This is a genomic window from Stenotrophomonas maltophilia group sp. Smal17 (genome assembly GCF_030237045.1).
Taxonomy (GTDB): Bacteria; Pseudomonadota; Gammaproteobacteria; order Xanthomonadales; family Xanthomonadaceae; genus Stenotrophomonas; species Stenotrophomonas forensis.
The window spans coordinates 1-10,139 of record NZ_JASJSU010000128.1 but is presented as its reverse complement, the minus strand read 5'-3'; the positions used below and the strand labels follow the sequence as shown (position 1 = coordinate 10,139).

Sequence of the window (10,139 nt, the reverse complement as noted above, 5' to 3'; positions counted from 1 at the left end):
AGAAAAGGGTGGCCCGCCCCCTCCTGACAGTTTCCCGCGACCGCGGCAGTAAGCACTCTTCGTCTCCCGCCGCATGTTCCATCCCGACGCGCCAACCTGCATCCGCCACCCGTGATGTGTCGAGAGGTGGCAGGCCAGCCGCTCCAGGACCGTTGGCGCCATGGATGGCGCCATCGAGCCCCCAGGGATGGGTTTACGGCGTGTCCTGGATCGGCTGGCCTGCAGCCTCCCCACGGAGAAAGGAGGCGCTGAAACACAGGCTGGCCGTCAGCCTTCCATCTGCTCCAGCTCCTTGCCCTTGGTCTCGCGCACATGGCGGACGACGAAGAAGATCGAGAGGATCGCTGCGACCGTATAGATGCCGTAGGCCCCGGCCAGGCCGATGCCGGCCAGCAGCATCGGGAAGGTCACGGTGATCGCGAAGTTCGAGGTCCACTGTGCCGCGCCGGCCACTGCCAGTGCCGGGCCGCGGATCTGGTTCGGGAACATCTCGCCCAGCATCACCCACATCACCGGGCCCCAGGACATGTTGAAGAACACCACGTAGACGTTGGCTGCGACCAACGCGAGCCGGCCCATACCGTCGGACAGCTGCAGGCGGCCCTCGGCCAGGCTGCCACTGGCAAAGGCCACCACCATCAGCACCAGCGCCACCGACATACCGACTGAACCGACCCACAGCAGCGGCTTGCGGCCGATGCGGTCGATCAGCAGCACGGTCAGCAGGCAGGCCCCGATGCTCAGTGCACCCGACAGCACGTTGATCAGCAGCGCATCGCTTTCCGAGAAGCCGACCGCCTGCCACAGCACCGCGCCGTAGTAGAACACCACGTTGATGCCGACCAGCTGCTGGAACATGGCCAGGCCGATGCCGACCCAGAGGATCGGGCGCAGCCGGCCGGTGGCCTTGTCGCGCAGATCACCAAAGCGCGGCTTGTGCTGGTCGTGCGCCAGGCTGGCTTCGATCTCGGCCTGCTTGGCCGCCGCCGCGCCGTCGCCGTACAGCCGGGCCAGCACCGCCCTCGCCTGCGCCTGCCGCCCCTTCAGCACCAGGAAGCGCGGGCTCTCCGGAATCACCAGCAACAGCAGCAGGAACAGCCCGGACGGCAGCGCCTGCATCCAGAACATCCAGCGCCAGGCCTCGTGGCCCAGCCACAGGGGCTCGGTTGACGCGCCGGCTGCGCGGGCCAGCAGGTAGTTGCTGAGGAAGGCGGCGAACAGCCCGCAGATGATCGCCATCTGCTGCACCGTGGCCAGGCGGCCGCGATAGCGCGCCGAGGCCACTTCGGCGATGTAGGCCGGTGACATCACGCTGGCCGCGCCTACGGCGAAGCCGCCGAGCACGCGCGCGGCGATGAACAGCCAGGACGCATGGGCGGCGCCGGCGCCCAGCGCCGAGACCAGGAACATCAGCGCCGAGACGATCAGTACGCCGCGGCGCCCCAGGCGATCCCCCAGCCAGCCGGCCAGGAAGGCGCCGATCGCGCAGCCCAGCAGCATCGAAGCAACTTCGAAACCCAGTGCCGCTTCGCTGGAGTTGAAGGCCTGGCGCAGGCCATCGACCGTGCCATTGATGACACCACTGTCGAAACCGAACAGGAATCCACCGAGGGTGGCCACGCAACTGATCAGGACGATGAACGCGGTGTTCTCACCACCGTGCGGGGCGGTGCCGGTCTGGGCTTGGGACATGGACGATCCTGCTGGAAAGGGAATTCGGCCACCCCTGCGGCCGATGGCCCGCAGCGTCGCACAGCCCTGGCCATGCCGCCAATGGCCGCAGTGGTCGCGCCTGCCAGACGCCCGTTTTCCGTCCCGCGCCGACACCGGGGGCCAACCTGTTCTAGAATTGTCAGGTTCAGGAATCGATCCACCCCCAGCCCATGCCCTTTGTCGTCACCGAAAACTGCATCAAGTGCAAACACACCGATTGCGTGGAAGTGTGCCCCGTGGATTGCTTCCACGAAGGCCCGAACTTCCTGGTGATCGACCCGGATGAGTGCATCGACTGCACCCTCTGCGAGCCGGAGTGCCCGGTCAACGCGATCTTCCCGGAGGACGATGTCCCCGCCGGGCAGGAAGGCTTCGTCGCCCTCAATGCCGAACTGGCAAAGGAGTGGCCGGTGCTGACCGTGCGCAAGGACCCGCCCGCCGACGCCGGCGAATGGGACGGCAAGCCGGACAAGCTGAAGCTGCTGGAGCGCTGAGAAGCGCTCACTGCGGCAACGGAAAAGGGCGCCGAGGGCGCCCTTTTCTGTTCTTCGGCAGATGCCAACCGCGTGATCCGGTAGGTGCCAACCTTGGTTGGCACAGAAGCGCCGACCAAGGTCGGCCCCTACTCGGGCGCGTGCGGACCTGGGCCCGCACCCACCCGACCGGCTCTTACTGGGCCAGCTTCGCCTTCAGTGCGGCAATCAGCTTGACCGGCGCTTCGGCAGTGGCCGGCAGGCCACGCGGGTCGACCGCGGAGATGTAGGCGCCGGCATCGACAGCGACCACGCGGACCAGGAAGTTGCTGCCTTCGTAGGCCACGTCGTACGAGCCCAGCAGCTGCGCGCGGCTGGCGATGGTCACGCCCGCCACGCCTTCCAGCGCGCTACCGACCTTGGCGAAGGCTTCATCCTTGCCGCCGGCGATGGTGAAACCGGTGTTGCCCACGGCCGGGGCCGCAGCCACCGGCGCCGCCGGCTTGGTCGCCGAAGCAAGCGTCGGCACCTTGTTGTCGGAGGTGGCGTTGGGCAGGTTCAGGTCCGGCGGCACTTCCAGCGGACGCATTTCCGGGGCCAGGGCGTAGTCGCCCTTGACGCCACGCTTGAAGCAACCGGTGGTGCCGGCCGCGACAGCTACAGCAAGCAGGGCGTAGGACAGCACGCGGACGGTGGAAACGGATTGACGCATGTGAATCTCCTGGGTCAGACCAAGACGAAAGGTCAGTGGCTGGAAAGGGCTTCGAGGGCGGCGATGTCGCCGGCAAGATGGTCGGCAGCCGCATGATGCGCCGCCGACAGCGGCAGCAGCGGCAGGCGCAGGTCGTGGCCGATGCCGATGCGGCGCAGCAGCGCCTTGACCGGAATCGGGTTCGGCTCGACACCGCAGAAGTCGTGGAATGGCTGCAGGCGCGCATCCCACGACCCGGTGGCTTCGTGGTCATGGGCGGCGGCCAGCTCGCACATGCGGCGGTAGGCGCCGGGCAGCACGTTGGAACCGACCGAGACCAGGCCGTCGATACCGGCCTGGATCGAGCGCGCGGCAGTGCCGTCATCGCCACTGAGCACCGCGAACTGCGGGCTGCGCAGCGCCAGCAGCGCCTGCACCCGGCCGGTGTCGCCCACCGCTTCCTTGATGCCGACGATGTTGGGATGGCGGGCCAGTTCGGCCACGGTCTCCGGCTGCATGTCGCAACCGGTGCGGCCGGGCACGTTGTACAGCACCACCGGCAACCCGCCCTGGTCGGCAACCGCGCGGTAGTGCGCGATCAGGCCGGCCTGGGTCGGCCGCACGTACGGCGGGGTAACCACCAGCGCATGGCTGGCACCCAGCGCAGCGGCGCGGCGGGTCTGTTCGATGGTTTTGGCCGTACCCGACAGGCCGGTACCGGCCATGACCGGGATGCGGCCGCCGATGCGCTCGACCGCGCTGGCCAGCAGCAGGTCGTACTCGGCATCGGTGAGGGTCGCCGCTTCGCCGGTCGAGCCGGCTACGACAACGCCATGGACGCCACCTTCCAGTTGCAGGTGCAGCAGGCGCTGCCAACCGTCGGGATCGAGGGCGCCGTCGGCCCGGAACGGGGTCGCCAGCGCGGTGATGAGGCCGGAAAGGGACAAGGACGTGCTGCTCTTGGCTGGGAAGGGAAAACGCCCGCCACGAAAGGCCGGGGGCGACCTGAATGTTACTTGCGGCGCGAAAGCACGGGCAAGTATGCTGGACACCGGTGGATCCCCGCCTCTGGCGGGCATTCAGACTAACGCATGCATTACCCGGAATCGCCTTGACCGACACCACCCCGCGCCCCGCGCCGAGCGAAAACCACCTCCTGATCAACGCCTATACGACGCATCCGGAGTCTCCCCTGCTGTCCGTCACCCGCCGCATCGCCGACAGCGGCTGCAACCTGGTGGACGCGCGCCTGGCCACGGTCGGCCGCGATGTCTCGGTCACCGCCCTGGCCACCGGCTCCTGGGACTCGGTGGCCAAGCTGGAAGCGATGCTGACCCGACTGGAGCGCGAGGAAGGCCTGAAGCTGGTCTGGTACCGCACCGCTGCCAAGCAGGCGCAGTCCAACCTGCTGCCGTACATCGTCGAAGTGATCGCCGCCGACAAGCCGGGCATCCTGTTCCAGCTGGCCGATTTCTTCGACCGCCAGGGCATCACCATCGAGAACCTGCAGAGCACGCGCTACCGCGCCATGCAGACCGGTGCGGAAATGTTCAGTGCGCAGGTCACCATCGGCGTGCCGGCCAACATGCACATCGCCGCGCTGCGCGACGATTTCCTTGAATTCTGCGACCACCTGAACCTGGACGCGATCATGGACCCGATGAAGTTCTGAATGAATTCCTGATTTTTCGCGCGTCCCTCACGGGCGCGTGGCGTTTCATGCAATTGTCGTAGAAAGAACCCAGGCTCGACAGAAGGACCTCATGAACAACGGCGACACCCTGGACAGCACCACCCTCTCCCTGCCGCTGGCCCTGTCCGGTGGCGACCAGGCCACCCTCGGCGATTACGCCGGCCACTGGCTGGTGCTGTACTTCTATCCCAAGGACAGCACCCCCGGCTGCACCACCGAAGGCATCGACTTCAACGCGCTGCTGCCGAAGTTCCGCAAGGCCGGTGCGGTCGTGCTTGGTGTCTCCCGCGATTCGGTGAAGTCGCACGACAACTTCTGCGCCAAGCAGGGCTTCAACTTCCCGCTGGTCAGTGATGGCGACGAAGCACTATGCAGCGCCTTCGACGTGATCAAGATGAAGAACATGTACGGCAAGCAGGTACGTGGCATCGAACGCAGCACCTTCCTGATTTCCCCCGACAGCCGCATCGTGCAGTCCTGGCGCAAGGTCAAGGTTGCCGGCCATGCCGATGCCGTTCTCGCCGAACTGAAGGCCTCCCAGTCCAAGTGAGTCCCACTGCCTACTGTGTCTGCCATCACCCTGCCCTGCGGCAGGCCGTGATGGTTTTTCCCTGTCCGTAACCAGGAATCGACGATGACCCGAGGCAAGCGCATCTACGTGCTGGATACCAACGTGCTGATGCACGATCCCACCGCGCTGTTCAAATTCGAGGAGCACGACGTCTACCTGCCCATGCAGGTGATCGAGGAGCTGGACAACGGCAAGAAGGGCACATCCGAAGCGAGCCGCAATGCCCGCCAGGTGAGCCGCTTCCTCAACGAGCTGGTGCAGGCGTCCGGCCTGGACAACCTGGCCGACGGCATTCCGCTGCAGCGTCCCAACGGGCTGCAGCTGCGCGGCAAGCAGAGCGCCGGCAAGCTGCGCTTCCAGACCAGCCATTTCGACGCCGGGAAGAGCTTCGGCCAGGTGATCCCGGACAACGCCATTCTCGGCGCGATCCTGGCCCTGAAGGAAGAAACCCCGGACCTGCCGGTGGTGTTCGTTTCCAAGGACATCAACCTGCGGATCAAGGCGGCGATCGCCGGCATCGTGTCCGAGGACTACGAGAACGATCGCGCGCTGGACGATTTCAGCCTGCTCTACACCGGCGCCACCGAGCTGCCGGAAGACTTCTGGAAGCGCCACGGCGAAGACCTGCGCAGCTGGAGCGACAAGGGCCGTACCCATTACGAAATCCAGGCACTGGACGGCGAGGAGTGGTATCCGAACCAGTACGTCTACCTGCCCGGCGAAGATGAAGTCGAGCTGCGCGTCAGCCGCGTGGTCGGCGACGGCAAGGTGGTGCTGTCGCTGGTCGACGATTTCCGCCATGGCAGCCATGCCGTGTGGGGCATCAGTGCACGCAACCGCGAGCAGAACTTCGCGCTCAACGCGCTGATGGATCCGGAGATCGACTTCGTCACCCTGCTCGGCACCGCCGGCACCGGCAAGACCCTGCTGGCACTGGCTGCCGGCCTGGCGCAGACGATGGACCAGCAGCGCTACCGCGAGATCATCATGACTCGCGCCACGGTCAGCGTCGGCGAGGACATCGGCTTTCTGCCCGGCACCGAGGAAGAGAAGATGACGCCGTGGATGGGCGCGCTGACCGACAACCTGGAAGTGCTGACGCACAACCAGGAAGGCGGCACCTGGGGCCGCCAGGCGACCAACGACCTGCTCGCCAGCCGCATCAAGATCCGCTCGATGAACTTCATGCGCGGCCGCACCTTCCTGTCGCGCTACCTGATCCTGGACGAGGCGCAGAACCTCACCCCGAAGCAGATGAAGACCTTGATCACCCGTGCCGGCCCCGGCACCAAGATCGTCTGCCTGGGCAACGTCGAGCAGATCGACACCCCGTACCTGACCGAGACCACCTCGGGCCTGACCTACGCGGTGGATCGCTTCAAGAACTGGCCGCACAGCGCGCACATCACCCTGCGCCGTGGCGAGCGTTCGCGCCTGGCCGACTACGCTTCGGAGGTATTGTGAGCCGCTGCACCCGACTGCTGCTGCCCACGGCTGCGATCGCCCTCGCAGCCGCGCTGGGTGCCTGCACCACCACGCGCGGCCCGGCCAGCGTGCCGACCGCCGAGCGTACCGGACAGTCCTGGGTGGTCACCCGCCCGATCATCGCCGCGCAGGTGCTAGACACCTGCTCACGCCCCAGCCCCGGCCGCGAGGCCGGGCGGGTCAGCGGCTACTGGGCGCCCAGCCGGCAACAGGTCGACCAGCTGGAAGCGAAGCTGTCCTCGCTGGAGGCGCAGGTGCCGAAGGTGCTGGACTTCGATCGCCAGTACGTCGGCATCGAAAGTGCCGGCAAGCGGCTGATCTACATCAACGCCTTCCACCTGCCCGACGACAGCGGCATCAATCCGGCCCGTGAAGCGATCCGCGTCTGCGATGGCGGTGCACAGTTCTGGGGCGCCGTGTTCGACCCGGCCAGCAACACCTTCAGCGAGCTGCAGTTCAACGGCGGCTTCGGCGGGCCCTGAGGGGCCCTGCCGATGGGAATACGCCTGCCCACCTGGGTCTGGATCGGTGCGGTTGCGCTCTCGTGCGTGGCCGGCATGGTCAACGTGGTCGGATTTCTGGGTTTCGAGCACCAGGCGGTCAGCCACATGACCGGCAGCACCAGCCAGCTGGGCATGGCGCTGGCCCAGGGCGACTGGCGTGCGGTCGGGCATCTGTGGGGCCTGCTGATCGCCTTCTCGCTGGGCGCCATGCTCAGCGGCCTGTTGATCCAGGACAGCGCCCTGCAGCTGGGGCGTCGTTACGGCGTTGCGCTGGCGCTGGAATCGGCGCTGCTGCTGGTGGCCATTCCGCTGTTCGAACAGCACCAGATCTGGGGCGCACTGGCCGCCGCCATGGCCTGCGGCCTGCAGAATGCGATGGCCACCACCTTCAGCGGCGCAGTGGTGCGCACCACCCACCTCAGCGGCATGTTCACCGACCTCGGCATCGGCCTGGGCCACCTGCTGCGTGGGCTGCCGCTGCAGGTTCGCCGACTGACCCTCAGCGGGCTGATCATCAGCGGCTTCCTCGCCGGTGGCATCCTCGGCGCCTGGTTGTTCGTGCGCTGGCAATACGATGCCCTGCTCGCCCCCGCGCTGCTGACCGGCCTGACCGGGCTGGGCTATGTGCTGTACCAGCAGTGGGCGCGCTGGAGGCGTTGAGTCAAGGACATCCACGCATGGCGTGGATCTACCTTCCCCAGCGGGACCACGGCACAATCGCCGGATGAGCCCGACCACTCCCGTATCCGCCCTCACCATCGCCGGCTCCGACTCCGGCGGTGGCGCCGGCATCCAGGCCGACCTGAAAGCATTCGCTGCGCATCGCGTGCATGGCCTGTCGGCGATCGCCGCGCTGACCGCACAGAACACCCGCGGCGTGACCGCCGTGCACGTGCCGCCGGTCGACTTCCTGCGTGCGCAGCTGGAGGCCTGTTTCGATGATTTCGATATCCACGCGGTGAAGCTCGGCATGCTGGCCAACGCCGAGGTGATCAACGTCGTTGCCGACGCACTGCAGCGCCATCGCCCACCGCACGTGGTGCTGGACCCGGTGATGGTCGCCACCAGTGGCGCACGCCTGCTGGAAGACAGCGCCCTGCAGGCGATGCGTGAGCGCCTGATTCCCCTTGCCACGCTGATCACCCCGAACACACCGGAAGCAGAACTGCTGGTCGGGCGGAACATCGGCAACGGTAACGATGCCGAGCAGGCCGCCTCCGCCCTGCTCGACCTCGGTGCCGGCGCCGTTCTGCTCAAGGGTGGCCATCTGCATGAGGGCAACCGCGTGATCGACCGCTACTTCGACGGCGTCAGCAGCGAAGAATTCATCCACGCCCGCCTGCCGCTGGATGCGCACGGCACTGGCTGCACGCTGGCCTCTGCCATTGCCGCGCAGCTGTGCAACGGCCTGAGCCTGGCCAATGCCTGCGAGGCCGGCATCGACTATGTCGCGCGCGGGCTGCAGAGGGGCTACGCCCCCGGCCGCAGCGAGGTGCTGGTGCTCGATCACTTCGGCGCGGCACCGCACGCATGAGCTTCACTCCGGACACGCTTGCCGTGCAGTGCGACGACGGCCATCGTTACGAGGTGATTGCCTGCGTGCCTGAACCGCCCATCGCACGCCTGCTGTGGCTGCCGGCACTGGGCGTGGCCGCGCGCCACTACCTGCCGCTGGCACAGGCACTGGCCGCCAGGGGGGTGGCGGTCTACCTGCATGAGTGGCGCGGCAACGGCAGCAGCTCACTGCGCCCGTCGCGCACGCAGGACTGGGGCTATCGCGAGGTACTCGAACAGGATCTACCGGCCAGCCAGGCCGTGCTGGCCGCCGCAGATGATGAAACTGGCCCGCTGCCCTGGATCATCGGCGGCCACAGCCTGGGCGGACAACTGGCCTGCGTGCATGCCGGCCGCGCTCCGCAACACTTCAACCGGCTATGGCTGGCGGCCAGTGGCTCGCCGTTCTGGCGCGGCTTTCCGCCACCGCGCGGCTGGCTGCTGCCGTTGGTCTACCGCTTCCTGCCGTGGATCGCGCAGCGCCAGGGCGTGCTGCATGGCCGTCGCCTCGGCTTCGGTGGCACCGAGGCACGCGGACTGATCGCCGACTGGGCGCGCGTCGGCCTGAACAATCACTACGCCGCCGTCGGCATGAGCGAAGACCTCGATGCGCAGATGGCGCGGGTGCACGGCAGTGCGCAGGCGGTGCTGATGGAACACGACTGGCTGGCGCCGGCCGGCTCGATGCGCACGCTGCTGGCGAAGCTGCCGAATGTGGACGCGCAGCTGCGCGTGCTGTCCGCGCAGGAACTGGGCACGCGTGCCGATCATTTCGCGTGGCTGAAAGCCCCGGACGCCGTGGCTGACTGCTTTTTCATTCAGTTGGGTGAAAATTTTCACAAAACTGTTGACGGTGCGCGCCGACATCCGCATAATTCCGCTCCTGTCGCAGGGCGCCCGTAGCTCAGTTGGATAGAGTACCTGGCTACGAACCAGGCGGTCGGGAGTTCGAATCTCTCCGGGCGCACCACTCGACAGGTTTCCAGCATCCGCCGCTGGAAATGCAGTAAAATTTGGCAGTAAGTTGATTGTGTACCGCGCGCCCGTAGCTCAGTTGGATAGAGTACCTGGCTACGAACCAGGCGGTCGGGAGTTCGAATCTCTCCGGGCGCACCATACACAGTCAGCACAACAAGTTTATGTAATTGGCGCCCGTAGCTCAGTTGGATAGAGTACCTGGCTACGAACCAGGCGGTCGGGAGTTCGAATCTCTCCGGGCGCACCATTACACCGAAACAGCAGGCCTCGGCCTGCTGTTTTTTTATGTGTGTTTTTCGGCAGGGCTGCGCCCTGCACCTGCAGATGCTTCAAGCCAAGGCAAGCCAAGCCAAGCCAAGCCAAGGCAACGGCAACAGCAACAGCAAAAGCTGGCATTCCGCGGGTTGGCGGGGCGGTGTCGGAGTGCGGGGACGCCGTGAACCCATCCCTGGGGGCTTGGCCGCGGCATCCATGCCGC

General features: G+C 66.6%; 11 protein-coding genes and 3 tRNA genes. 11 read left to right on the top strand and 3 right to left on the bottom strand.

Features of this window, described 5'->3' with window-relative positions; translation table 11 throughout:
- Positions 1-267: 267 nt before the first annotated feature.
- Entirely contained in the window at positions 268-1,692 is a 1,425-nt protein-coding gene (locus QRO93_RS20300; protein ID WP_053449375.1) for a sugar porter family MFS transporter, read from the bottom strand.
- 191 nt (positions 1,693-1,883) lie between these two features.
- Here QRO93_RS20300 and fdxA point away from each other — a divergent pair, with 191 nt between their 5' ends.
- Positions 1,884-2,207 (top strand): ferredoxin FdxA, encoded by a 324-nt coding sequence (gene fdxA, locus QRO93_RS20295; RefSeq protein WP_005409054.1) that lies wholly within the window; start codon positions 1,884-1,886, stop codon positions 2,205-2,207.
- Between the two features lie 175 nt (positions 2,208-2,382).
- Here fdxA and QRO93_RS20290 read toward each other — a convergent pair whose 3' ends face one another.
- Both QRO93_RS20290 and dapA read right to left on the bottom strand, forming a co-directional pair.
- Positions 2,383-2,898 (bottom strand): hypothetical protein, encoded by a 516-nt coding sequence (locus QRO93_RS20290; RefSeq protein WP_008267845.1) that lies wholly within the window; start codon positions 2,896-2,898, stop codon positions 2,383-2,385.
- A gap of 32 nt (positions 2,899-2,930) precedes the next feature.
- The gene (dapA, locus tag QRO93_RS20285; RefSeq protein WP_180879757.1) at positions 2,931-3,824 is read right to left on the bottom strand and encodes a 4-hydroxy-tetrahydrodipicolinate synthase; all 894 of its coding nucleotides are present in this window, start codon (positions 3,822-3,824) and stop codon (positions 2,931-2,933) included.
- 164 nt (positions 3,825-3,988) lie between these two features.
- Here dapA and QRO93_RS20280 point away from each other — a divergent pair, with 164 nt between their 5' ends.
- The 10 genes from QRO93_RS20280 to QRO93_RS20235 all read left to right on the top strand — a co-directional run bounded on the left by QRO93_RS20280 (position 3,989) and on the right by QRO93_RS20235 (position 9,908).
- Positions 3,989-4,549 carry a glycine cleavage system protein R gene (locus QRO93_RS20280; protein ID WP_005409051.1) on the top strand — a complete coding sequence of 187 codons (561 nt, stop codon included), beginning with the start codon at positions 3,989-3,991 and terminating at the stop codon, positions 4,547-4,549.
- A gap of 91 nt (positions 4,550-4,640) precedes the next feature.
- Positions 4,641-5,120, top strand: coding sequence for a peroxiredoxin (locus QRO93_RS20275; protein ID WP_053449373.1), 480 nt, complete (start codon positions 4,641-4,643; stop codon positions 5,118-5,120).
- Positions 5,121-5,204: 84 nt separating this feature from the next.
- Positions 5,205-6,605: a PhoH family protein gene (locus QRO93_RS20270; protein WP_053511253.1), complete on the top strand. Its 1,401-nt coding sequence runs from the start codon at positions 5,205-5,207 to the stop codon at positions 6,603-6,605.
- A complete protein-coding gene (locus QRO93_RS20265) occupies positions 6,602-7,108 on the top strand; it encodes a hypothetical protein (RefSeq protein WP_180879758.1) in 507 nt (168 codons plus the stop codon). Before QRO93_RS20270 ends, QRO93_RS20265 begins: the two co-directional genes overlap by 4 nt.
- 12 nt (positions 7,109-7,120) lie before the next feature.
- Positions 7,121-7,789 (top strand): YoaK family protein, encoded by a 669-nt coding sequence (locus tag QRO93_RS20260; protein ID WP_180879759.1) that lies wholly within the window; start codon positions 7,121-7,123, stop codon positions 7,787-7,789.
- A 64-nt stretch (positions 7,790-7,853) separates the two neighbouring features.
- Positions 7,854-8,663: a bifunctional hydroxymethylpyrimidine kinase/phosphomethylpyrimidine kinase gene (gene thiD / locus QRO93_RS20255; RefSeq protein WP_180879760.1), complete on the top strand. Its 810-nt coding sequence runs from the start codon at positions 7,854-7,856 to the stop codon at positions 8,661-8,663.
- Positions 8,660-9,586 carry an alpha/beta fold hydrolase gene (locus tag QRO93_RS20250; protein WP_180879761.1) on the top strand — a complete coding sequence of 309 codons (927 nt, stop codon included), beginning with the start codon at positions 8,660-8,662 and terminating at the stop codon, positions 9,584-9,586. Before thiD ends, QRO93_RS20250 begins: the two co-directional genes overlap by 4 nt.
- Positions 9,577-9,653 (top strand) — tRNA-Arg (locus tag QRO93_RS20245). The genes QRO93_RS20250 and QRO93_RS20245 overlap by 10 nt, the downstream gene beginning before the upstream one ends.
- Positions 9,654-9,722: 69 nt before the next feature.
- Positions 9,723-9,799, top strand: a tRNA-Arg gene (locus QRO93_RS20240).
- 32 nt (positions 9,800-9,831) lie between these two features.
- Positions 9,832-9,908, top strand: a tRNA-Arg gene (locus tag QRO93_RS20235).
- The last annotated feature ends 231 nt before the right edge of the window (positions 9,909-10,139 follow it).

Excerpts from the sequence above, each read along its gene's own strand:
- thiD (WP_180879760.1), top strand. The coding sequence starts at position 7,854 with ATGAGCCCGACCACTCCCGTATCCGCCCTCACCATCGCCGGCTCCGAC.
- QRO93_RS20270 (WP_053511253.1), top strand. The coding sequence starts at position 5,205 with ATGACCCGAGGCAAGCGCATCTACGTGCTGGATACCAACGTGCTGATG.
- QRO93_RS20290 (WP_008267845.1), bottom strand. The coding sequence starts at position 2,898 with ATGCGTCAATCCGTTTCCACCGTCCGCGTGCTGTCCTACGCCCTGCTT.
- QRO93_RS20260 (WP_180879759.1), top strand. The coding sequence starts at position 7,121 with ATGGGAATACGCCTGCCCACCTGGGTCTGGATCGGTGCGGTTGCGCTC.
- QRO93_RS20250 (WP_180879761.1), top strand. The coding sequence starts at position 8,660 with ATGAGCTTCACTCCGGACACGCTTGCCGTGCAGTGCGACGACGGCCAT.
- fdxA (WP_005409054.1), top strand. The coding sequence starts at position 1,884 with ATGCCCTTTGTCGTCACCGAAAACTGCATCAAGTGCAAACACACCGAT.
- QRO93_RS20275 (WP_053449373.1), top strand. The coding sequence starts at position 4,641 with ATGAACAACGGCGACACCCTGGACAGCACCACCCTCTCCCTGCCGCTG.
- QRO93_RS20300 (WP_053449375.1), bottom strand. The coding sequence starts at position 1,692 with ATGTCCCAAGCCCAGACCGGCACCGCCCCGCACGGTGGTGAGAACACC.